The organism is Antribacter soli (genome assembly GCF_021568775.1).
In the GTDB taxonomy this organism is placed as follows: Bacteria; Actinomycetota; Actinomycetes; order Actinomycetales; family Cellulomonadaceae; genus Antribacter; species Antribacter soli.
In genome coordinates this window covers 21545-44237 of the sequence record NZ_JAKGSG010000035.1, presented here as the reverse complement: position 1 = coordinate 44237, position 22693 = coordinate 21545, and the positions used below count along the sequence as shown (strand labels likewise).

At 72.5% G+C, this 22693-nt stretch carries 19 protein-coding genes; 14 read left to right on the top strand and 5 right to left on the bottom strand.

Going from position 1 to position 22693, the window contains the following annotated elements:
- Window positions 1-41: 41 nt before the first annotated feature.
- The 5 genes from secD (at window position 42) to L1785_RS12790 (ending at window position 7321) form a co-directional block, all read left to right on the top strand.
- On the top strand, window positions 42-1919 hold the full coding sequence (gene secD, locus L1785_RS12810; RefSeq protein ID WP_236089665.1) for a protein translocase subunit SecD: 1878 nt from the start codon (window positions 42-44) through the stop codon (window positions 1917-1919).
- Entirely contained in the window at window positions 1919-3013 is a 1095-nt protein-coding gene (gene secF / locus L1785_RS12805; protein ID WP_236089664.1) for a protein translocase subunit SecF, read from the top strand. Before secD ends, secF begins: the two co-directional genes overlap by 1 nt.
- A gap of 4 nt (window positions 3014-3017) precedes the next feature.
- A complete protein-coding gene (locus L1785_RS12800; RefSeq protein WP_236089663.1) occupies window positions 3018-3656 on the top strand; it encodes an adenine phosphoribosyltransferase in 639 nt (212 codons plus the stop codon).
- Between the two features lie 63 nt (window positions 3657-3719).
- Window positions 3720-6098 carry a RelA/SpoT family protein gene (locus L1785_RS12795; RefSeq protein ID WP_236089662.1) on the top strand — a complete coding sequence of 793 codons (2379 nt, stop codon included), beginning with the start codon at window positions 3720-3722 and terminating at the stop codon, window positions 6096-6098.
- A gap of 71 nt (window positions 6099-6169) precedes the next feature.
- The gene (locus L1785_RS12790) at window positions 6170-7321 is read left to right on the top strand and encodes an ATP-dependent DNA ligase (RefSeq protein WP_236089661.1); all 1152 of its coding nucleotides are present in this window, start codon (window positions 6170-6172) and stop codon (window positions 7319-7321) included.
- 56 nt (window positions 7322-7377) lie between these two features.
- Here the strand turns inward: L1785_RS12790 and ligD are convergent, their stop codons facing one another.
- The 4 genes from ligD to L1785_RS12770 form a co-directional block, all read right to left on the bottom strand.
- On the bottom strand, window positions 7378-8454 hold the full coding sequence (ligD, locus tag L1785_RS12785; RefSeq protein ID WP_236089660.1) for a non-homologous end-joining DNA ligase: 1077 nt from the start codon (window positions 8452-8454) through the stop codon (window positions 7378-7380).
- Window positions 8455-8464: 10 nt separating this feature from the next.
- Window positions 8465-9070: a hypothetical protein gene (locus L1785_RS12780; protein ID WP_236089659.1), complete on the bottom strand. Its 606-nt coding sequence runs from the start codon at window positions 9068-9070 to the stop codon at window positions 8465-8467.
- 69 nt (window positions 9071-9139) lie between these two features.
- Complete coding sequence (locus tag L1785_RS12775) at window positions 9140-11047, bottom strand: DUF349 domain-containing protein (RefSeq protein ID WP_236089658.1); 1908 nt, start codon at window positions 11045-11047, stop codon at window positions 9140-9142.
- The gene (locus L1785_RS12770; RefSeq protein ID WP_236089657.1) at window positions 11044-11796 is read right to left on the bottom strand and encodes a peptidylprolyl isomerase; all 753 of its coding nucleotides are present in this window, start codon (window positions 11794-11796) and stop codon (window positions 11044-11046) included. The genes L1785_RS12775 and L1785_RS12770 overlap by 4 nt, the downstream gene beginning before the upstream one ends.
- A 243-nt stretch (window positions 11797-12039) precedes the next feature.
- Here L1785_RS12770 and L1785_RS12765 point away from each other — a divergent pair, with 243 nt between their 5' ends.
- From L1785_RS12765 to L1785_RS12745, 5 genes are all read left to right on the top strand, one after another.
- Entirely contained in the window at window positions 12040-12729 is a 690-nt protein-coding gene (locus L1785_RS12765; protein ID WP_236089656.1) for a hypothetical protein, read from the top strand.
- Window positions 12730-12758: 29 nt separating this feature from the next.
- Window positions 12759-14150, top strand: coding sequence for a histidine--tRNA ligase (gene hisS / locus L1785_RS12760; RefSeq protein ID WP_236089655.1), 1392 nt, complete (start codon window positions 12759-12761; stop codon window positions 14148-14150).
- Window positions 14147-14662: a GNAT family N-acetyltransferase gene (locus tag L1785_RS12755; protein ID WP_236089654.1), complete on the top strand. Its 516-nt coding sequence runs from the start codon at window positions 14147-14149 to the stop codon at window positions 14660-14662. The genes hisS and L1785_RS12755 overlap by 4 nt, the downstream gene beginning before the upstream one ends.
- A 167-nt stretch (window positions 14663-14829) precedes the next feature.
- Window positions 14830-15525, top strand: a complete 696-nt coding sequence (locus tag L1785_RS12750; RefSeq protein WP_236089653.1) for a hypothetical protein — start codon at window positions 14830-14832, stop codon at window positions 15523-15525.
- Between the two features lie 39 nt (window positions 15526-15564).
- Window positions 15565-17811, top strand: a complete 2247-nt coding sequence (locus L1785_RS12745) for an intein-containing Rv2578c family radical SAM protein (RefSeq protein WP_236089652.1) — start codon at window positions 15565-15567, stop codon at window positions 17809-17811.
- Between the two features lies 1 nt (window position 17812).
- On the opposite strand, the gene L1785_RS12740 is transcribed toward L1785_RS12745, so the two are convergent.
- A complete protein-coding gene (locus L1785_RS12740) occupies window positions 17813-18277 on the bottom strand; it encodes a PPOX class F420-dependent oxidoreductase (protein WP_236089651.1) in 465 nt (154 codons plus the stop codon).
- A 167-nt stretch (window positions 18278-18444) separates the two neighbouring features.
- On the opposite strand from L1785_RS12740, the gene L1785_RS12735 reads away from it, so the two are divergent.
- From L1785_RS12735 to L1785_RS12720, 4 genes are all read left to right on the top strand, one after another.
- A complete protein-coding gene (locus L1785_RS12735; RefSeq protein ID WP_236089650.1) occupies window positions 18445-18966 on the top strand; it encodes a histidine phosphatase family protein in 522 nt (173 codons plus the stop codon).
- A gap of 169 nt (window positions 18967-19135) precedes the next feature.
- Complete coding sequence (aspS, locus tag L1785_RS12730; RefSeq protein ID WP_236089649.1) at window positions 19136-20929, top strand: aspartate--tRNA ligase; 1794 nt, start codon at window positions 19136-19138, stop codon at window positions 20927-20929.
- Window positions 20930-21196: 267 nt separating this feature from the next.
- Entirely contained in the window at window positions 21197-22126 is a 930-nt protein-coding gene (locus tag L1785_RS12725) for a DUF4916 domain-containing protein (RefSeq protein ID WP_236089648.1), read from the top strand.
- Window positions 22127-22174: 48 nt separating this feature from the next.
- Window positions 22175-22636 (top strand): DUF4190 domain-containing protein, encoded by a 462-nt coding sequence (locus L1785_RS12720; RefSeq protein ID WP_236089647.1) that lies wholly within the window; start codon window positions 22175-22177, stop codon window positions 22634-22636.
- Window positions 22637-22693: the final 57 nt, after the last annotated feature.

Genomic DNA, 22693 nt, shown 5'->3' with positions numbered 1-22693 from the left:
CACCGCACCTGCGAAGGTGCGCACACGAGAAGAGACAGAAGTTGGCGACTCCTACCCGGCGCTCGCGGCCGGTTCGCACGATCGTCCTCCTGGCGATCCTGACGATCCTGCTGCCTTTCGGCGCGCTTCTTGCCGGCGTGAATTTCGACGCGCGCTCGAGCGACAACCCTGACGGAGCGAGCCTGGCCCCCGGCCTGGCGCTCGACCTCCAGGGTGGAACGCAGATCATCCTCGAGCCGGTCACGACCGACGGCTCCGAGATCACGCCCGAGGCGCTCGACGAGGCGATCAACGTCATCCGTCAGCGCATCGACTCCTCCGGCGTGTCCGAGGCGGAGATCGCGCAGCAGGGTGAGGGGAACATCGTCGTCGGCATCCCCGGTGAGGTGGACGACGAGACGATCGCGCTCATCAGCAAGGCCGCGCAGATGAAGTTCCGCCCGGTGCTGACGTACGGGGCGGGCACGCCGACGGCCGACCCGAACGCATCGGCCGACCCGAACGCGTCCGCCGACCCGAACGCGGAGGCCACGGCGGCGCCGTCGGCCGACGCCACTGCCACGCCGGAGCCGAGCGCCTCGCCGTCGGCCGTCGAGGAGGCGCCGGTCGTCGCCACCGACCCGAGCGACCTGGCGCAGATCACCGCGGCCGTGCAGGCGGAGTACGACGCGCTCGACTGCACCAACCCGGAGAACCTCAAGGGCGGCGGTGGTGACGACCCGGCGAAGGTGCTGGTCACCTGCTCAGAGGACGGCTCGCTCAAGTACATCCTCGGTCCCGTCGAGGTGGACGGCACCGACCTGACCAACGCGAGCTCCGGCCTGCGGGTCGGCCAGAACGGCGTGGTCACCAACACCTGGGCCGTCAACCTGGAGTTCAACTCCGAGGGCACGAAGGCCTTCCGGACGACGACGGAGCGCCTGCAGAGCCTGGAGAGCCCGCGCAACCAGTTCGCGATCACGCTCGACGGCCTCGTGCTGTCGGCACCGTCGCTCGACCCTGGCGTCATCATCACGGACGGCCGCGCCGAGATCTCCGGGTCGTTCACCCGCGACTCGGCGGCGACGCTCGCCAACCAGCTGAGCTTCGGCTCCCTGCCGCTCACGTTCGACGTGCACAGCCAGGAGCAGATCTCGGCGACGCTCGGCTCGGAGCAGCTCGAGCGAGGCCTGGTCGCCGGCCTCATCGGCCTGCTGCTGGTCGTCGTCTACTCGCTGTTCCAGTACCGGACGCTGGGCCTGCTCACGGTGTCGTCCCTCGTCATCGCAGGGCTCATGACCTACGTGTCCATCGCGCTGCTGTCGTGGGGCATGGGCTACCGCCTGTCGCTGCCCGGCGTCGCCGGCATCATCGTGGCGATCGGCTTCACGGCGGACTCGTTCATCGTCTACTTCGAGCGCATCCGTGACGAGCTGCGCGACGGCCGGACCCTGCGGGTCGCGGTCGAGCGTGGCTGGGACCGTGCGCGCCGGACGGTGCTGGCCGCCAAGGCCGTCAACCTGATCTCCGCCGTGGTGCTGTACTACCTGGCCGTCGGTGGCGTGCAGGGCTTCGCGTTCACGCTGGGCCTCACGACGATCATCGACGTGGCGGTGGTGTTCTGGTTCACCCACCCGGTGATGGAGCTCATCTCCAAGGTGCCGTTCTTCCGCGACGGTCACGCCGCGTCCGGCCTGTCGCCCGAGCGCCTGCGCACCTCGACCGGCCCGCGCTACGTGGGTGCCGGCCGGGTTGCGACGGCCGCCCCGGCGCAGGACGCCCCGGTCGAGGCCGAGGAGCAGCCGGAGCCCGTCCTGGCCGGGATCGCGCCGCAGAGCGCGCCCGACGGACGCAGGATGACGATCGCGGAGCGGCGTGCCGCCGAGCGCCGGGCGCAGGCCGCGCAGGCCGACGCCGACGAGAACGAGGAGAAGCACTGATGGCCGGCCGCAGCTTCGCGCAGTGGGGCAACGACCTCTACACGGGGCGCAGGTCCTACCCGATCGTCCCGAACCGCAACCGCTGGTTCGGCGTGGTGGGCCTCCTGTCCGTCGCCTCGATCCTCATCCTTGGGCTCCAGGGTCTCAACCTCGGCATCGACTTCCGCGGTGGCTCGGAGTTCACGGTGTCCGGCGTCAGCACGACGGACCAGGACATCGCGGTCCAGGCCGTCCAGTCGGTCGTGCCGGAGGACGAGCCGCGCGTGACCACCGTGGGCACGGACTCGGTCCGCGTCCAGACGGCGCAGCTCACCAACGAGCAGACCGACCAGGTCCAGCAGGCCCTGGCCGACGCCTACGGCGTGGACGTGGCCACGAGCGTCGGCAGCGCCTACATCGGCCCGACCTGGGGCGAGGGTGTCGCGATGCGGGCCCTGTGGGGCGTCATCGTGTTCGTCGCGGTGGTGGCGGTCTTCATGGCGCTCTACTTCCGCGCCTGGCGCATGTCGGTCGCGGCGATCATCGCGCTGATCGCCGACCTGCTGATCTCCGCGGGCGTGTACGCGGCGGTCGGCTGGGAGGTCACGCCGTCGACGATCATCGGCTTCCTGACGATCCTCGGCTACTCGCTCTACGACAAGGTCGTGGTCTTCGACAAGGTCCGCGAGAACACCACCGCGATCCTCGAGCAGGGTCGCAGCACCTACGCCGAGCGGGCGAACCTCGCGGTGAACCAGACGCTGGTCCGGTCCATCAACACGGGTGTCGTGGCGCTGCTCCCCGTGGCCGGCATCCTGTTCGTCGGCGGCTTCCTGCTGGGCGCGGGCACGCTGCGCGACATCTCGCTGTCGTTGTTCGTGGGCATCGCGGTCGGCACGGCGTCGTCGATCTACCTCGCCACGCCGCTCGAGGTGTGGCTGCGGGAGAAGGAGCCCAAGATCGCCGCGCACACGAAGAAGGTGCTCGAGTCGCGGGCGGGGCTCACGGCCGACGGGGCGCAGGACGCCGTGCTCGCCGCGGCCGCCGCCGGCGCGGCCCAGCTGGTTCCCGGCCACCACCTCGGTACGGCCGCCCAGCCGAAGCGGCGCCGGTAGTCGCGTGACCGACGAGATCACCCTCGCCGCCCTCTCCGGCCTCGGCCCGGAGAGGGCGGCGCAGGTCCGCGACCTGATCACCGACGTCCCGGACTTCCCCCTGCCGGGGATCCTGTTCCGCGACATCACCCCGCTGCTTGCCGACGGCCCGGCGCTGGCCGACGTCGTCGAGGCGTTCGCGGGCGTGGCGGACGGCGTCGGCTCCGTCGACGTCGTCGCCGGCATGGAGGCCCGGGGCTTCCTGCTCGGCGCCCCTCTGGCCACCCGGCTCGGCGTCGGCTTCCTCCCGCTGCGCAAGGCGGGCAAGCTCCCCCCGCCGACCGAACGCGTCGAGTACGAGCTGGAGTACGGCTCCGCGGCGATCGAGCTGCGCGCGGGAACACTCACCCCTGGTGCGCGTGTTCTTCTGGTCGACGACGTCCTCGCGACCGGCGGCACCGCCCAGGCGGCGGCACGCCTGGTGGAGCAGTGCGGCGGCGTGGTCGCGGGCCTGGCGTTCCTGCTCGAGCTCGTGGCGCTGGGTGGCCGGGACAAGCTCCGCGACCGGACCGTGGACACGCTCCTGCGGGTGGAGCAGACGGGTGCCACCGACGAGGGTCCGGGCCATCCGAAGTATGGCGAGACCGAAGGGTCGCAAACCTAGGAATAGAGGTCCGGGGCTAGACTGGTCGCTCCGGCAGTCGGTTCCGGAAGAGGGAGGCGCGCAATGTCCGAGCCCAGCACGGTGTCGCACGCGCCTGCCACGCCCCAGACCAAGCCCGAGACACGGTCCGCTCCCCAAGGCCCACCCACGCCCGGGACGGGCGTCCGCGTGCGCAACCGCCTCGTGCGCCTCGGTGTGCGCGGCGGGGGGACAGGGGCCACCGCCGCGATCGAGCCGCTGCTCCAGGCCGTGCGCTCCAACCACCCCAAGGCGGACGTGACGCTCATCGAGCGCGCCTACGTGACCGCCGAGCGTGCGCACCGCGGGCAGATGCGCAAGAGCGGCGACCCGTACATCACGCACCCCGTCGCGGTCTCGACGATCCTCGCCGAGCTCGGCTTCGAGGGAACGACGATCGCCGCCGCCCTGCTCCACGACACGGTGGAGGACACCGAGTACTCGCTCGAGCAGCTCCGCACCGACTACGGCGACGAGGTCGCGCTGCTCGTCGACGGCGTGACCAAGCTCGACAAGGTCAAGTACGGCGACACGGCGCAGGCCGAGACGGTGCGCAAGATGGTCGTCGCCATGGCGCGCGACATCCGCGTGCTCGTCATCAAGCTCGCCGACCGGCTGCACAACGCCCGCACCTGGAAGTACGTGCCGTCCAAGTCGGCGGAGCGCAAGGCGCGCGAGACCATCGAGATCTACGCGCCCCTGGCCCACCGCCTCGGCATGAACACCATCAAGTGGGAGCTGGAGGACCTGTCCTTCCAGGCGCTGTACCCCAAGGTGTACGACGAGATCGTGCACCTGGTGGCCGAGCGTGCCCCCGCCCGCAACGAGTACCTCGACGTCGTGCGAGGCCAGATCGAGTCGGACCTCCGGTCCGCCAAGATCAAGGCGACCGTCACGGGCCGGCCCAAGCACTACTACTCGATCTACCAGAAGATGATCGTGCGCGGGCACGACTTCGCGGAGATCTACGACCTCGTCGGCACACGGGTCCTCGTGGACTCGGTGCGTGACTGTTACGCGGCGCTCGGCGCCATGCACGCGCGGTGGAACCCGGTCCCCGGCCGGTTCAAGGACTACATCGCGATGCCGAAGTTCAACATGTACCAGTCGCTGCACACGACGGTGATCGGGCCGGGCGGCAAGCCGGTCGAGATCCAGATCCGCACGCACGACATGCACCGTCGCGCCGAGTACGGCGTGGCCGCCCACTGGAAGTACAAGGAGGGCACCCGCGGCGCGCTGGCCAAGGACGACCCGCGCTCGCAGGACATGCAGTGGCTGCGCCAGCTCGTGGACTGGCAGCGGGAGACGGCCGACCCGACCGAGTTCCTGGACTCCCTGCGGTTCGAGATCGGCGGGGACGAGGTCTACGTCTTCACGCCGAAGGGCGAGGTCATCGCCCTGCCGGCCGGCGCCACCCCCGTCGACTTCGCGTACGCGGTGCACACCGAGGTCGGGCACCGCACCATGGGCGCGCGCGTCAACGGGCGGCTCGTGCCGCTGGACTCCTTGCTCGAGAACGGCGACGTGATCGACATCCTCACGTCGAAGTCGGAGACGGCCGGGCCGTCCCGCGACTGGATGGCGTTCGTGAAGTCGCCGCGCGCGCGGAACAAGATCCGCCAGTGGTTCACGAAGGAGCGTCGCGAGGAGGCCGTCGAGTCCGGCAAGGACGCCATCGCGAAGGCGATGCGCAAGCAGCACCTGCCGATCCAGCGCCTCATGTCGCACGAGACGCTCCTCGGCCTCGCCGACGAGCTGCGCTACCCCGACGTCTCCGCGCTCTACGCAGCCGTGGGCGAGGGGCACGTGTCCGCGGCGAGCGTCGTCGAGAAGCTCGTCAAGGCGCTCGGCGGTGCGGACGGCGCCGAGGAGGACATGGCGGAGGTCGCGCGGCCGAACTTCGGCACGACCGCGACCCGCCGGGTGCGCGCCGGCGACCCCGGCGTGGCGCTCAAGGGCTCGGACGGCAACGACGTCTGGGTCAAGCTCGCCAAGTGCTGCACCCCCGTGCCCGGCGACGACATCGTCGGGTTCGTGACGCGCGGTCAGGGCGTCAGCGTGCACCGGGCGGACTGCGTCAACCTGGAGGGACTGCGGAAGCAGCCCGAGCGGCTCGTCGACGTCGAGTGGACCACCGGCGCCAACACGATGTTCCTGGTGCAGATCCAGGTGGAGGCGCTCGACCGGGCCCGCCTGCTGTCGGACGTCACACGCGTGCTGTCCGACAACCACGTGAACATCCTGTCGGCGTTCGTGTCCACGTCGACCGACCGGCTCGCGATCTCGCGGTTCGTCTTCGAGATGGCCGAGCCGGCGCACCTGGCGCAGGTGCTGTCCGCGGTGCGGAAGGTCGACGGCGTGTTCGACGTGCACCGCATCACGGGCACGAAGGCCGCGGAGCGACCCCAGCTGCCGGTCTGACGGCTCGCCGCAGGCGGCGGCGCGCCGCGCGATCGTTCGCAGCATCGCGCGGCCGGTGGCAGCATCGGGCCATGACTGAGGAAACGGTCCTCGACCTGCCGGTGCACCCGCCGGTGCTGCCCATGCTGGCCCGCTCGGTGGCGACCGTGCCCGACCAGGGCGAGGGACCGGCGTCGTACGTCTACGAGCCCAAGTGGGACGGCTTCCGCGCGATCGTGTACCGCGACGGCGACGCCGTGCGGATCGACTCGCGCAACGCGAAGCCGATGCAGCGGTACTTCCCCGACGTCGCGGAGGCGGTCCTCGAGGCGCTGCCGGAGCGGTGCGTCGTCGACGGCGAGATCGTCATCGCCCATCCCGGCGCGGGCGGCGCGCGCCTCGACTTCGAGCTGCTCTCGCTGCGCATCCACCCGGCCGCGTCGCGCGTGCGGCTCCTCGCGGAGCAGACGCCCGCGGCGCTCGTCGTGTTCGACGTCCTCGCCCTGTCCGACGACGACGTCTCCGCCCGGCCCCTGCGCGAGCGGCTCGAGCTGCTCGACGGGCTGGGCCTCACCGGGCCCCGAGTCTTCGCGACGCCGCGCACCCTGTCCGCCGAGACCGCCCGGGAGTGGTTCAGCTCCTTCGAGGGCGCCGGGCTCGACGGGATCGTCGCCAAGCCCCTCGACGGCCCCTACGAGGCGAACAAGCGGTCCATGCTCAAGGTGAAGCACGCGCGCACCGCCGACGTCGTCCTGGCCGGGTACCGGCTGCACAAGACGTCGACGGCCGCGAAGCCGCTGGTCGGGTCGCTGCTGCTCGGGCTGTACGACGGTGCCGGACAGCTCCAGTTCGTCGGCGTCGCGGCGTCGTTCCCGGCCGCCCGGCGGGCGGCGCTCATCGAGGAGCTGGCGCCGCTCGTCGTGGAGCCCGGCACGCCGGCCGCGGCGGAGCACCCCTGGGCGGACTGGCAGGACCCGGCCGCGGCGGCCGAGGGCAAGGAACGCCGCCCGGGCGCCGTGTCGCGGTGGAGCGCCGGCAAGGACCTGTCGTTCACCCCGCTGCGCCCCGAGCGCGTGCTGGAGGTCGGGTACGACCACATGGAGGGCACCCGGTTCCGGCACACCGCCCAGCTCAAGCGGTGGCGCCCGGACCGCGACCCGGCGTCGTGCACGTACGAGCAGCTCGAGGAGCCGGTCTCGTACGACCTGGGCTCGCTCCTGCCGGGGGCGCCGGGGACGGCCTGAGTGGGAGCTCGAAGTACCGCCCGACGGGGCTGCACTACTGACGCCGAGAGCGCCGCTCAGTCCTTCGGGCGGTCCTTGTCTCGGCTCGGCTGGACGCGCTTCGGCTCGCCCGGCATCTTCGGGTACTCCGGCGGGTAGGGCAGGTCGCCGAGGCCGTGCTCGTGCTCGTCGCGGTCGGCGAGGTCGAGCGCCGGGCGCAGGTCGCAGTCGAGCGACCGGTCGCGGTCGGCGCGGAGGGCGGCGAAGAGGTCGCCCTTCTCGCGCAGCCGGTCCGGCACGGTGGTCACGTCGAAGTCGTCCGGCTGCACCTGGTCCAGCTCGTCCCAGGCCAGCGGGGCCGACACGGTGGCGCGCTTGTTCGCGCGGATCGAGTAAGCCGAGGCGATCGTGCGGTCCCGCGCCATCTGGTTGTAGTCGACGAAGATCTTCTCGCCACGCTCCTCCTTCCACCAGCGCGTCGTGACCTGGTCGGGCAGGCGGCGCTCCAGCTCGCGGCCGATCGCGATGGTCGCGCGGCGCGCCTGCGTGAAGGACCAGCTCGGGGCGAGCGGGACGAAGACGTGCAGGCCGCGTCCGCCCGACGTCTTCGGGTAGCCCGTCAGGCCGAGCTCGGTGAGCAGCTCGCGCAGGTGCGGGGCGACGCGGACGGCGTCGTCGAACGCGGTGCCCGGCTGCGGGTCCAGGTCGATCCGGAGCTGGTCCACCGCCTCGACGTCCTCGCGGCGCACCGGCCACGGGTGGAAGGTGAGCGTGCCCAGGTTCGCGGCCCAGGCGACGACCGCCGGCTCCGTGGGGCACACCTCGTCAGCGGTGCGGCCGCTCGGGAACGCGATGGTCGCCGTCTCCACCCACTCCGGCGCGCCCTTCGGGAGGCGCTTCTGGTAAAAGGCATCGCCGTGGCTGTCCGCCCGCGTGGCCATCACCGCGCCGTCGAAGAAGCCTTTCGGCCAGCGCTCCAGCGTGGTGGGCCGGTCCAGGAGGGCGCCCGTGATGCCGTCCGCCACGAGGACGAAGTACTCGACCACCTGGAGCTTCGTGATCCCGAGGTCGGGGAAGACCACGCGGTCGGGGCTGGACACGCGCACGGCGCGGCCTGCGACGTCGAGCTCGACCGGTTGAGCCTTGGCAGCCATGACCCTCACGCTAACCGCGGAGCACGGCCGCTGCCGCCGCGAGCGCCCGGCGCGCCGCGGGCCGGCCGACGACGCGCCCGCGCAGCTCGAGCGCCCGGCCCGCCGCCACGAGGTCGGTCCCGGAGTGTGCGAGGGCCACGAGCACGGCCACCGCCTCTTCGTGTGGCACCGTGCAGGCGACGTCGAGCGCCGTCCGGGCGGGGGTCGTGACCGGGACGCCGGCGAGCCGGACCGTGTCGCGGACCAGTCGCGGCGCCTGGCGGGCCGTGAGCGCGGCGCGCGGCGAAGGTGCGTGCGTCCCGGCGGGGTACGCGACCTCGACGCCCGCCTCGACGGGCAGGGCCGGGGCGAGGACGCCGCGATGCAGGCCGGTGAGCACCCACGCCGCCGTGCGTCCCGCCAGGACGCACCGCCGCGGCAGCTCGGGCGCCAGCGCGAGCGCGCGGTGCGCCGGGGTGACCAGGGCGCCGGCGGGCACCCCTGCCCGCTCGTTCAGCAGGTCGACCGCACCCGCCCGGACCAGGTCCGCCCACGCCGCGGACCCGCCGACGCGCGCCGGGGTCACGACCGGCTCGGGCGGGGCCGGCCCCGGGTCGAGGAGGTCGGCGAGGCTCACTTACCCGACCCTAGACAGCGCCGCCCGGCCGCGCAGGGCGCGACCGGGCGGGACTGTGGACGAGGGGCGTCAGCCGCGGCTGTCCTCCGCGGCCTTGACGACCTGCTCGAGCCAGGACCGGCGGGCGGCGAGCGCCGTCTCCAGGTCGCCGGCCAGGCGCTTGTCCCCGGCGGCCTGCGCCGCGGCGAGGTCCGCCTCCAGGCCTTCGATCGCGGCCTGGAGCTGCGCCGCGGCGCCCTCGGCACGCGCCCGGGTCTCCGGGTTCGAGCGGTTCCACTGCGCCTGCTCGGTGTCGCGCACGGCCGTCTCGACCGCCCGCAGGCGGCCCTCGACGCGCTGCACGTCGCCGCGCGGCACCTTGCCGGCGGACTCCCAGCGCTCCTGGATGTCGCGCAGGGCGGCCTTGGCGGCGGCGAGGTCCTTCACCGGCACGAGCTTCTCCGCCTCGGAAAGGAGCGCCTCCTTGACCTTGAGGTTCTCCCCGTACTCGGCGTCGAGCGCGGCGTTCTCGTCGTCGCGCGACTGGAAGAACGCGTCCTGGGCGGCACGGAAGCGGGCCCACAGCGCGTCGTCGTCCTTGCGGGACGCCCGGCCCGCGGACTTCCAGCGCGCCATGAGGTCGCGGTACGCACCGGCGGTGGGGCCCCAGTCCGTGCTCGTCGCCAGGGCCTCAGCCTCGGCGACCAGCTTCTCCTTCTCGATCTTCGCCGCGGTGTTGCGCTGCTCGAGGTCCGCGAAGTAGTGCCGGCGCTCGCGGTCGAAGGCCGTGCGCGCGTGGCTGAACCGCTTCCAGAGCGACTCCTCCGTGGTGCGGTCGATGCGCGGGCCGCTGCGCTGGGTCTCCTTCCAGCGGTCCAGCAGCGCACGCAGCTCCTCGCCGGCGGGGCGCCACTGCATCTTGCCGGGGTCGGTCGCGGCGATCTTCTCCGCCGCCTCCACGATCTCGGTCCGCGCGGCGACGGCCTCCGCCTTGGCGGCGGCACGCACCTCCTCCAGCGCCGTCCGCCGCTCGGCGGCGCGACCACTGAGCGCCTCGACCCGGGCACGCAGGCCGTCCAGGTCGCCGACGGCGGCCGGCTCCGCCGTCTCCTCGCCGAGCTTGCCGAGCGTCTGGTCGATCTCCTTCACCGACAGGTCGGCGCTCTCCAGGCGCGTCTCGAAAAGGCCGACCTTGGCGGCCAGGTCGAGGTAGCGGCGCACGTACAGGGCGAGCGCCTCCGCCGGGGTCACGCCCGGGAACTGGCCCACGATGCGCTCGCCCGCGGCCTCGCGGACGTACACCGTGCCGTCCTCGTCCACCCGGCCGAACGTCTCGGCCTCGGCGGCTGCCGCGGCGTCGACGGGCGGCGCGACGGGGGCGGCGGCCGGAGCCGCCTGGGTCACGGCCGCGGGGGCCGCAGCCGGAGCGGCGGGAGCGGCCGGGCGCAGGGCCGACGGCTTGGGGGCGCGCGGGCGCGCGAGGGCCGACGGCGACGGCACGACGGGCCTCGCGGCGGGAGCGGCCTCGGCGGCGGGCTCCTCCGCGGCAGCCTCGACGACCTCGGCCTCGGCGGCGGGCGCCTCCGTGGCGACGGGCTCCTCCGCGTCCGCCTCGGCGACAGCCTCGACGACCTCGGCCTCGGCGGCAATCTCCGCGGTGGCGTCCGCCTCGGCGACAGCCTCGGCAGCCGGAGCGACCTCCTTGGCGACCGTCGCCTCGACGTCGCTCTCAACTTCAGCGCTCTCAACTTCAGCGCTCTCAACTTCAGCGCTCTCAACTTCAGCGCTCTCGACCTCAGTGGCGTCCGCCTCGGCGACCTCGGCCTCGGCGACCTCCGCCTCCGTGACGCTCTCCTGCGGAGCCACGTCGCCGGCGTCGGGCACCGTGGCGTCGGCCTCGGGGACCGTGCCCGCCTGTGCAGGAGTCTCGGCCGTGTCCTCCGGCTCGTTCGCGGCGGGCCCGGGGCCGTTCGTCGAGCTGTCGGTGCTCTCGCTCACTGGGTGTCAACTCCTTCGATGGTGACGGGGGTGACGGGAGCGCCGTCGGACGCACCACCCGTCACGCCCGCGTCAGCGACTGCCTGGACGATGTCCAGGCCGGACGTGATCTTGCCAAACACTGTGTAGCCACCTGCCGAGTCGGGCGAGATGGTCGAGTCCTCGTACACGAGGAAGAACTGGGAACCCATCGACTCGCCGTCGTTGCCCACGCGCGCCATCGCGATGGTCCCGGCGGGGTAGACGTTGTCGGCGGGGGCGTTCTCCACGGGGCCGAAGGTGTAGCCGGGGCCGCCCGAGCCGGTGGCGGTCGGGTCGCCGCACTGCAGCACGTGGATGCTGCCGGTCGTCAGGCGGTGGCACTGGGTGCCGTCGAAGTAGCCCTGCTGCGCCAGATACACGAAGCTTGCGACCGCCTGCGGCGCGGCTGCGCCGTCGAGCTCGAGGGTGAGGTCGCCGGCGGAGGTGGTCATGGCCGCCGTCCAGGTGCGGCCCTCGGCGAACGAGGGGTCGGGCAGCGTGTAGGCGTCGGCCGACGGCGCCGTGGTGGGCTCGGCCGCGTCGTCGGACGTGTCCGGCGAGCTCGCGAGGGCAGCGATCATGATGGTGCCGACGACGGCGACGACGGAGACGAACGCGACGATGGTCCAGAGCCGACGACGTCTTGCTCGCCGCGCGGCGAGACGTTCGGCCCACTTTGCCTCGCGCTTGGCCGCGTACGCTCGCTCTCGCTGCTTGGTGGTCGACACCGCCGCTGCTCCCTTCCCAGTGCCACGAACCGTTCCGACGGTCGCCTCCCAGGCGAATCCTCCCGTGCGGGGACAGTGTAGGCATCGCTGCGCAGGTCATACCGCGCGGGCGGGGAATCCGGACGCAGCGGGGCTGCTCGCTTCGCCGGGAGGCCGGGCCCCGCGGGTGCTGCTACGCCCGGTTCGTCCGTGGTTGGCCTCCACGACGACGCGCCGGGGACGCCGGCCTGGCACCCTGGGAGGGTGCATGCCTACGTCGACACGGGGGCCGGGATGGCCGAGGACGGGTGGTCCGCCGCCTGGACCTTCGACCTGGACCGGTGGGGTTCCTGCGGCCAGGGGCCCGGCGACGCGGCCGCCCTCGCGGACCTCGCGCGACAGTGCGGGTTGCGCCCAGGCGACCTGGACGTCGTCGAGCGGGTGACGCGCGCCGCGACCGGTGACGAGACGGTGTTCGCCCGCGACCGGGAGCCCGCGACGGCGGCCGAGCGCGAGACGACCCTCGCGATCCTGTCCATGGTGCGCGAGCGCACGCTCGACCTCGTCCTGCGTACGCCCGACGCCGACCTCGACCGCCGCGACCCCGCTCGGCGCCTGCCGTCCTGGGCTTCCTGGTACAGCGCGCGCGAGCTCGCGTGGCACATCGCCGACACCGAGAGCCGCTACTACCTGCCGGTCCTGGGGTTGCCCGCCCGGCCCCGTGCGGCCGACCTCGTGACCGAGCTCGTGGAGTCTGCCGCGCACGTGCGGGCTGCGGTCGCCGCGATGCCGCCCAGCCTGCGCACCGTCTCGGACCGCCACGGCGAGTGGACCACCGTGAAGGTGCTGCGGCGGCTCGCCTGGCACGAGCGGGGCGAGCTCGCAGTGCTCGAGCGGCTGGTCGCGGGCGACGCCGGGCCGGACGCCGACGACCCTGTGGAAAGCCCGGGCTGAGCGTCGGCCACTCGTGGGAGGATCTGCACATGGCACGTCCGACCCCTCTCTCCGGCTTCCCCGAATGGCTCCCTGACGGTCGTATCGTCGAGCAGCACGTGCTCGACACGCTGCGACACACCTTCGAGCTGCACGGGTTCGCCGGGATCGAGACGCGGGCCGTCGAGCCGCTCGACCAGCTCCTGCGCAAGGGCGAGACCTCCAAGGAGGTCTACGTGCTCAGCCGTCTCCAGGGCGAGCCGTCGGTCCCGGGCGACCGGGCGGCGGCGAGCGAGAAGCAGCTCGGGCTGCACTTCGACCTGACCGTGCCCTTCGCCCGCTACGTTCTCGAGAACGCGGGGCACCTCGCGTTCCCGTTCAAGCGCTACCAGATCCAGAAGGTGTGGCGCGGCGAGCGCCCCCAGGACGGGCGGTTCCGCGAGTTCGTCCAGGCGGACATCGACGTCGTCGCCGCGGGCGACCTGCCGTACCACTTCGAGGTGGAGCTGCCGCTCGTCATGGCGGAGGCGTTAGGCGCACTGCGGGGCATCGGGCTGCCCGAGGTACGCATCCTCGTCAACAACCGCAAGGTCGCAGAGGGCTTCTACCGCGGCCTCGGCATCGACGACGTCGAGGGCGTGCTGCGCCAGATCGACAAGCTGGACAAGATCGGCCCGGGCGCGGTGTCGGCGCTGCTCGTCGACGAGATCGGCGTGACGCCCGACCAGGCCAAGGCGTGCCTGGCGCTCGCGGACATCTCCGGGTCCGACGCTGCGGTCGTGGCCGAGGTGCGGTCCCTGGCCGAGTCGTACGGCGCGGTGACGGAGCTCCTCGAGACCGGCCTGGGCGAGCTCGAGGCGCTCGTGACGGCCGCCTCCGAGCGGGCGCCCGGCGTCGTCGTCGCCGACCTCAAGATCGCCCGCGGGCTCGACTACTACACCGGATCCGTCTACGAGACGCTGCTCGTGGGCCACGAACAGCTCGGCTCCGTGTGCTCGGGCGGCCGGTACGACACCCTCGCGTCCGACGGGAAGAACACCTACCCGGGCGTCGGCCTCTCCGTGGGCGTCTCCCGCCTCGTGTCGCGGCTGCTGTCCGCCGGGCTCGTGCGGGCGACCCGCTCGGTCCCGTCGGCCGTCGTCGTCGCGGTCACCTCTGAGGAGACGCGCCCCGCGTCCGAGGCCGTCGCGACCGCCCTGCGTGCCCGCGGCATCCCGGTCGAGGTCGCGCCCAGGGCCGCGAGGTTCGGCAAGCAGATCCAGTACGCGGACCGCCGCGGCATCCCGTTCGTCTGGTTCCCCGGGACCGCCGGTGAGGACGGCACGACCGGGGCCGACCAGGTCAAGGACATCCGGTCCGGTGAGCAGCACGACGCCGACGCTGCCACGTGGCAGCCGCCGGCCGAAGACCTGTGGCCGCGGGTCGTGCCGGCCGGCGAGTGACGGGCGTCCCGCCCGACGTCCTCGAGCTTGCCGGTGAGCCGCCCGCCCACCTGCGGGCGCTGGTCGAGCGCGACTGGCCCCTCGAGGCCGCGCTGTCGCGCGTCTCTGACGTGACGCGCTGGACCTACTACCCGCCCGGTATGAGCGAGGAGGAGGCGCGCACGCGCGCCGCCCGCTCCGCCGAGCGGCGCGCGGAAGGCGTCGGTGCCCGCTACGTCCTGCTGTCCGACGGCGTCCCGGCGGGTACCGCGGGCATCGGCGCCCTGCTCACCGATCGGCCTGAGGTCTTCTACTCGCTGCTGCCCGCGGGGCGCGGGCACGGTCTCGCGACCCGCGCCGCGACGGCGCTCGCGGCCTGGGCGCTGGGCGCCGGGTATCCGCGGGTGGCGCTGCTGACCCTGCCAGGGAACGCGGCGAGCGAGGCCGTCGCGGGGCGCGCAGGCTTCGTGGAGTCCGGCGAGGAGACCGGGGAGGACGGCCGGGTCGTGCGGGTCTGGCTGCGCGGGGTGTGAAGGGCCGTACGTGACGTTCGTCACGTACGGGGGCCGGTTCTCCGGACGGGTCTCGTGGGCACGCCTTCACTCCCGGTAGCGTCCCGGCGGGGACCGCGTCCGGCCGGTCCACACCTGCGAGAGCGCCGGCGGCGGTGTTGGTGCCGCCGCCCGGGGGACGGGGTGGCATGACAGGGCACGCTGGTCCGCGCGACGGTGCCGTCGGTGACGGCTGGGCGGAGTCGCTCCTCCAGGTCACGAGCGTCCGCGTGCCGACGGGTTCTCACGGCGGGCGCCGCCCGCGAGACGTCTCGCGGGACGACAACGCGCTCCTGACGGCACCCCCGCGCCGTTCCTGGCGGTTCGGGCTGACCGCTGTCGTCGCGGGCGCCGCACTGGTCGTGATGTCCGGCGCGTGGGCGCTGGCGCCGGTCACGATCGAGAGCGTCCCGCTGACCTGCCTCGTCACCTCCGCCGGTGACGGCCCAGCCCGGTACGCCGCCGACGTCACGTGGGTCGACCACGGCCGCGAGCTGCTTGGGGTCCCGCTGCCCGACCTGCGCTCGTACGCGGACGTCGCCTGGGCGACCGCGGCCCATGGCGGGCTGCTCGGGGGGGCCGGCCGGCCGGCGTCGGGCACCGTGCACGTGCAGTTCGTGGACGGGCAGGGCTCGCCCTACCCGTCCGCCACGCGGACGGTGTCCGACGGCGTCGTGGTCGCCTCCCGCGGCGACCTGGGGGACGCGACGGACGCGCCCGAGGGCGGGCTACGCGTGCCCCCGCCCCGGCCGCTGCGAGCGGACGAGGCAGGGGCCTGGCACCTGGAGACGACGCTCTCGGTGGACGGGGCGATCGTGGCGGGCTGCGTCGCCACCGTGCCCTGATGGCTTGACCCCTGTACGAACGCGTGTTCGAATGGCTGGGTGAGGTGGGACGGCCAGGCGATCACGGCGGACGACGGCGCGCTGCCCGGGCTCGAGCTGTCCGGCCTGCGGCACGCGGGGCTGCTGCGCACCGTGCGAGCGCCCGAGTTCGCGGGCATCGCGTTTCACGAGGTGGTGGCCAAGAGCGCGCTGTCGCACGTCCCGCCGATGTCGCAGATGCCGTTCCGGTGGACGGTGAACCCGTATCGCGGCTGCTCGCACGCGTGCCGCTACTGCGTAGATCCGTCCACGCTTGTGCTGATGGCGGACGGTAGGCAGAAGCCCATCCGTGAGGCGCACGCGGGTGACCGCATCGTGGGAACCGAGTTCGACGGCAAGTACCGGCGCTTCGTCGAGACCACGGTGCTGGCGCGCTGGGCCACGGTCAAGCGCGCGTACCGGCTGACGCTCGAAGACGGTACGGAGATCGTTGCGAGCGGCGACCACCGATTCCTCACCGAGCGTGGGTGGAAGCATGTCGCTCGACCGTCCCAGGGTGCACGGCAGCGGCCCTATCTGACGACGAACAACCGACTCCAGGGCTTCGGCACGGGGATGCCGGTGGAGGCCTACGCCACGCCCTTCGAGTCCCCGGACTACCGCCGGGGTTATCTCACGGGGATGATTCGCGGGGACGGGATGCTCTTCGCCAAGACCTACGCACGATCCTCGGGGGGCACCAGCTCGGTCACGATGTTCCGGCTCGCCCTCGTCGACGACGAAGCTCTGGTGCGGTCTCAGACGTACCTCGAAGCGGCGGGGATCACGACGAACCGGAGGCCCTTCGCGCGGGCCACCGAGACGCGGCGTGCCATGGATGGAATCTTCACGGCACGGAGGGAGCACTACAGCAAGATCCACGAGATCATCGACTGGCCCGAGAACCCGTCAGGAGAATGGTCGGTCGGCTTCCTCGCAGGCATCTTCGACGCCGAGGGCTCGTGCGACGGCGAGGTGCTGCGCATCTCCAGCTCGGACGAACGCATGCTCACCACGACCATGCATGCGCTTGACGTACTCGGTATTTCGCACCTGCGGGAACCCGCGAGAGCCAACGGCGTCGCGACGATCCGGGTGTCCGGCGGGCTTGCGAGTGTCCGGCGCTTCTTCGCCATGACGAATCCGGCCATCACCCGGAAGCTCAAGATCGTCGGCGCCGCCGTCAAGACCTCCACGTCGCTTCGGGTGGTCTCGGTCGAGGATCTCGGGACCGAGTCCGAGATGGTCGACATCACGACCGGCACCGGTGACTACATTGCGAACGGCGTGATCAGTCACAACTGCTTCGCGCGGCCCACCCACGAGTATCTCGACATGGACGCGGGAACCGACTTCGACTCCCAGGTGGTCGTCAAGGTCAACGTGGACCAGGTGCTGCGCGCGGAGCTCGCCAAGCAGTCCTGGGCACGCGAGTCCGTTGCCCTCGGTACCAACACCGACCCGTACCAGCGGGCCGAGGGGCGGTACAAGCTCATGCCTGGGATCATCTCGGCGCTCGCGGACTCCGGCACGCCGTTCTCGATCCTCACCAAGGGCACGCTGCTGCGGCGTGACCTGCCGCTTCTGACGGCCGCCGCCGAGAGGGTCGAGGTCGGCATCGGCGTATCGCTCTCGTTCGCCGACGAGGAGCTGCAGCAGGCGGTCGAGCCCGGCACGCCGACGCCGCGCGCTCGGCTCGACCTGATCCGTGCCGTGCGGGCCGCCGGGTTGCCGTGCGGAGTGATGGTGGCGCCTGTGCTGCCCTGGCTCACCGACTCGCGCGATCACCTGCGACGCCTGCTCGACGACATCACCGAGGCGGGCGCGACCGGCGTGACGGTGATCCCGCTGCACCTGCGGCCGGGCACACGCGAGTGGTATCTCGAGTGGCTCGGGCGCGAGCATCCGCACCTCGTCGCCGGCTACGGCCGCGTGTACGCGCGCGGCGCCTACGCGCACAAGGAGTACCGCGACTGGCTCTGGGAGCGGGTGCGGCCCCTGCTGGAGGAGCGGGGGTTCGGCAGCTCCGGGCACCGCCGACGTGGCGGGGCCGCGTATCCCGACCGCGTGCAGGGCAGGACGGGAGGTCGCGCCGACCAGATGTCGGGCACGGCCGGGGTCGGCCTGCCGGCCGGTGACCCGGAGGCTTCGGGTGGTGGCGACCGGCACGACGACGGGGACTACCCGACCGGCGCGCTGCCGGGGATGCCGGCGGTGGCGGGCCCGATGCCCCTGGTGGCGGCGGGCATGGAGCAGGTGCTGTTCTGAGTCAGCCTGCCAGGCGGGCCGGGAAGCCGCCCGTCGCCACAGGGCCCCAGCGCTCGATGGTGAGCCGCACGACGGACTTGCCCTGCCTCATCATGGCGTCGCGATACTCGTCCCAGTCCGGGTGCTCCCCGGCCGCCGCGCGGTAGTACTCGACCAGCGGCTCCACCGACTCAGGCACGTCGAGCACCTCGGCCGTACCGTCCACCTGGACCCAGGCGTCATTGAAGTCGTCACCCAGCGCCAGGAAGGACGCCTGCGAGCGCCGCTTGAGGTTCCGCGCCTTCGCCCGCTCCGGGTAGGTCGACACCACCACCCGGCCCTTCTTGTCCACCCCGTACGTGACGGGGCTGAGCTGGGGCGAGCCATCGCCCCGCGTGGTCACGAGCACGCCGTTGCGGCGCGCACGCAGGAAGTCGAGGAGCTCCTCGCGGGAGACGCCGGTATTGGTTGCGATCGGCCGTGGCATGGCGCCCAGGTTACGGCTGGCCGGGCCGCTGTTCTGACCCAGGTCCGCCGGAGCCTGCCGGCACGGTGAGGGAACGTGATCCTTGACCCGGTTGTCTGCTCTGAGCAGAACCGCTGAGCCGCTGTCATTCCTGCGGTGCGTGCCGACGTCCCGCTACCGTGACTGGGGTGACTCTCTACCTGGTGCGGCACGGGCGGCCGCTGGTCGACCGCACCCGATCGGCGGCGACGTGGCCGCTCGATCCCACGCACGAGCACGAGGTCCTTGCCCTCAGGGTCCGTCGGTCGTTGCCGAGCAGTGCCGCATGGTGCTCGTCGCCGGAGCCGAAGGCGCTGGAGACGGCGCGCCTTCTCGCCGACGGCCACGTGACCGTCGTCTCCGACCTGCGCGAGCAGGTCCGCGGCAACGGCGGCTGGGTGGACGACCTACCGGCCGTCATGCAGGCGGCGTTCGCGCGGCCCGACGAGCCGGCGATGCCCGGGTGGGAGTCCCTCAGCGCCACGCGGGAGAGGGTTGGTGCCGCTGCCCGTGGGATCCTTGCTCGCCATCTCGGGCAGGACGTCGTCCTCGTCGGTCACGGGACCGCCTGGACCCTTCTGGCGGCGGAGCTCACCGGGACGCCGCCCGACGTCGGACGTTGGGCCCGGCTCGCCATGCCGGACGTGATCCGCGTGGAGCATCCGCGCTGACGGGCAGGGGAAACGTCCCAGCTCTGGCGCCACCCGCGCCGGACGAGGCTGTGGATATCGGCGGGAGTCCGATGCCTCCCACCGACTAGACTCGCCGCAGCGCCCGGATCCCGGGCCCGGCGGGGTCCCGCCGCACCTCACGAGCAAGTCACCCTCGAAAGGAACCTCCGTGCTCCGCACCCACACGGCCGGCTCATTGCGCGCCGAGCACATCGGTCAGACCGTCACCCTCACGGGCTGGGTCGATCGTCGCCGTGATCACGGAGGGGTCGCCTTCATCGACCTGCGGGACGCGTCGGGTATCGCGCAGGTCGTGATCCGCGACGAGTCGGTGGCGCACCCGCTGCGCGCGGAGTTCGTGCTCCAGGTCACGGGCGAGGTCAGCCGGCGCCCCGAGGGCAACGCGAACCTGAACCTGGCGACGGGCGAGATCGAGCTCCTCGCGACGGAGGTCGTGACGCTCAACGAGTCCGCCCCGCTGCCGTTCCAGGTCTCCACGGCCCTGCAGGACACGGAGATCGTCGGCGAGGAGGCGCGCCTCAAGCACCGCTACCTCGACCTGCGCCGTCCCGCCCCGGCCGCCGCCCTTCGCCTGCGCTCCAAGGCCAACCAGGCCGCGCGGCGCGTGCTCGACGAGCTCGACTTCGTCGAGATAGAGACCCCGACGCTGACGCGCTCCACCCCGGAGGGCGCACGCGACTTCCTGGTCCCGGCCCGCCTCGCCCCGGGCTCCTGGTACGCCCTGCCGCAGTCGCCGCAGCTGTTCAAGCAGCTGCTCATGGTCGCGGGCATGGAGCGCTACTACCAGATCGCGCGCTGCTACCGCGACGAGGACTTCCGCGCGGACCGCCAGCCGGAGTTCACGCAGCTCGACGTCGAGATGAGCTTCGTGGAACAGGACGACGTCATCGCGCTCGGGGAGAAGATCCTCGTGGCGCTGTGGGAGCTCGTCGGCTACACGGTCCCGACGCCGATCCCGCGCATCACGTTCCACGAGGCGATGCGCCTGTACGGCTCGGACAAGCCGGACCTGCGGTTCGGCAACCCGCTGGTCGACCTCACCGACTACTTCCAGGACACCCCGTTCCGTGTGTTCCAGGCGGAGTACGTGGGCGCCGTCGTCATGGCGGGCGGTGCCGACCAGCCGCGTCGCCAGTTCGACGCGTGGCAGGACTGGGCCAAGCAGCGTGGCGCCCGCGGCCTCGCCTACGTCACGTTCGCGGCCGACGGCACGCTGGGCGGCCCGGTGGCCAAGAACCTCTCCGACGCCGAGCGTGCGGGCCTGGCCGAGGCCACCGGTGCCAAGCCGGGCGACGCGGTGTTCTTCGCTGCGGGCATGACGACCGCGACGCGGGCCCTGCTGGGCGCCGCCCGTCTGGAGATCGCGAAGCGGACCGGCCAGATCGATGAGGACGCCTGGTCGTTCGTGTGGGTCACCGACGCGCCGCTGTTCAAGCCTGCCGGCGAGGACGACGACGTCGACCTCGGCACCTCCGGCTGGACCGCCGTGCACCACGCGTTCACGTCGCCCACGCCCGAGTGGATCGACACGTTCGAGAAGGACCCGGGCGCTGCGCTCGCCTACGCCTACGACATCGTCTGCAACGGCAACGAGATCGGTGGCGGCTCGATCCGTATCCACCGCCGCGACGTGCAGGAGCGCGTCTTCCAGGTGATGGGCATCAGCGAGGCGGAGGCGCAGGAGAAGTTCGGCTTCCTGCTGGACGCCTTCCAGTTCGGCGCCCCGCCGCACGGCGGCATCGCGTTCGGCTGGGACCGCATCGTGGCCCTGCTGACGAGCTCGCCGTCGATCCGCGACGTCATCGCCTTCCCGAAGTCGGGCGGCGGCTTCGACCCGCTGACCGCGGCCCCGGCGCCGATCACGCCGGAGCAGCGCAAGGAGGCCGGCGTCGACGCGAAGCCCGAGGTGGCGAAGACGCCTGTCGCTGTAGCGGCGGAGTGAGGTCGGCAGCACACGGCGGCCCGACGCCGGACGCCCGCCCGGGCGGTCCCGTCTCGACGGGGCTCGCCCGGTCGGGCGCCCGGCCGGCCGGGGTCTGGCCCACCCGTTCGTCACGGAGCGCCCGTTCGGGTGGACGGTCGCCCTGGCGCCCGCCCGGCGCCTTGCGCCCGCCCGGCGCCTTGCGCCCGCCCCGCGCCCTGGCGCCCGCCCCGCGCCTGACGGCGCGCCTCGGCACCGGCAGCGCTGGCCCGGGGGAATGATGTCGCCGTGGCTTCGGGACACTTTTCGGACACTGAGTGGCGTGAGATCAGCGACCGGCTCCCCATCGCGTGTGTCGACGTCCTGCCTGTCGTGCATGACGGCGAGGGCAGGATCGCCAAGGTCGGGCTGATCCTCCGTGGCTCACCGTTCGGCAAGGTCTGGTGCCACGTGGGTGGACGTCTCCTGATCGACGAGACGCTCGCTGAAGCCGCTCGGCGTGAGCTCGACGCGGTGGATCCGAGCGGTGCGGGTGCCCTGCCGCGCAGGCCCTTCATGGTCAACGAGTACTTCCGGGAGTTGCGCCCAGGGCTCGGTCACGACCCGCGCAAGCACGCCGTCGCCGCGTGCTTCGTCGCCACGTATCCCGATGACCGGCCGCTGACGGTGACCGGCGAGGCCGACGACTTCGCTTGGTACCGCACTGACGACCTTCCTGGCGACCTGTGGCCCGGGACCGGGCAGATGGTCGCGCAGGCCGCGGGGGAACCCGGATGGCGCGAAGAGCAGGCCGTCTACTCGGCGGTGAACGACCGGCACGTGTCGTCGAACGGGCTCATGTGGCAGACGCCGGTGCTGGCCATGACGGCGATGGCGTTCCTCCTGACGATCGCTCTCGGCGGCGGGGCGGAGTGGCGGCGGGCTCTCGCGGCAGCGCTCAGCGCGGTGGTCGCGGTGGCGAGCGTCCAGCTCATGGCGAGGCACTCGTCGCTCGAGCTCCGTGATGCCGAGCTGCTCTGGGAGATGGAGCGGGTGCACGGTATGCGTCCGGTCCACGCACCGCCGTCGAGCCGCCGTGCCCTCGGTGCCCGACGGGGCGGCGGCGGCCCGGTGAACCTGCTCGCGAGCTTCCGCAGCCGGAACGTATGGATGGCGGCGATGGCCTCGTTCGCCGTGGTGTCAGTGGTGGTCGCCGTCCTGGCGGTCTTCGGGCTGTGACAGGTGCGCTGATACGATCTGCCCACTTTGACCCGAGAGGTGGCTTTCATGACGCAGCCTGACGCAGGCTGGACCCAGCCCGCGCCCGAGCAGCGGCCAGCCCCGGCGCCCGCCGGACCGGTCGTGCCGCAGCAGCCGTACGGTGGGCCGGCGCAGCCCGAGCAGCAGTACGCGCAGCCGTACCCGGGCGGCTACCAGCCGGCCCCCTACGGGTACGCGCCCCGCCCGCCGATGCCGAAGAACGACCTGGGCGTGCTCTCACTCGTCTTCGGTCTCCTGGGTCTTCTGATGTTCGGCCTCGTGGGCGGCATCCCTGCCGTCATCGTCGGCCTCAAGGCGAAGGAGGCGGTACGCCAGGGGCTCGCGGACAACGAAGGGATGGCCACGGCCGGCATCGTGACCGGCTGGATCGGCATCGCGTGGAGCGGTCTCGCGATCCTGGGCATGCTCGCGTGGTTCGTCTTCTTCGCCGCGGTCGTCGGCACGGCGGGGTACTCCTCCACGTACTGAGACTCGACCGCACGACCGGACGGACCGGCTACCTCGGCACCGGATCGTGGCCGAGGT

What these genes read in the sequence shown, in the direction of transcription:
- ligD (WP_236089660.1), bottom strand. Translation starts at nt 8,454, where the DNA reads ATGGCTGCCAAGGCTCAACCGGTCGAGCTCGACGTCGCAGGCCGCGCC.
- L1785_RS12740 (WP_236089651.1), bottom strand. Translation starts at nt 18,277, where the DNA reads ATGCCACGGCCGATCGCAACCAATACCGGCGTCTCCCGCGAGGAGCTC.
- hisS (WP_236089655.1), top strand. Translation starts at nt 12,759, where the DNA reads ATGGCACGTCCGACCCCTCTCTCCGGCTTCCCCGAATGGCTCCCTGAC.
- secF (WP_236089664.1), top strand. Translation starts at nt 1,919, where the DNA reads ATGGCCGGCCGCAGCTTCGCGCAGTGGGGCAACGACCTCTACACGGGG.
- L1785_RS12790 (WP_236089661.1), top strand. Translation starts at nt 6,170, where the DNA reads ATGACTGAGGAAACGGTCCTCGACCTGCCGGTGCACCCGCCGGTGCTG.
- L1785_RS12720 (WP_236089647.1), top strand. Translation starts at nt 22,175, where the DNA reads ATGACGCAGCCTGACGCAGGCTGGACCCAGCCCGCGCCCGAGCAGCGG.
- L1785_RS12750 (WP_236089653.1), top strand. Translation starts at nt 14,830, where the DNA reads ATGACAGGGCACGCTGGTCCGCGCGACGGTGCCGTCGGTGACGGCTGG.
- L1785_RS12795 (WP_236089662.1), top strand. Translation starts at nt 3,720, where the DNA reads ATGTCCGAGCCCAGCACGGTGTCGCACGCGCCTGCCACGCCCCAGACC.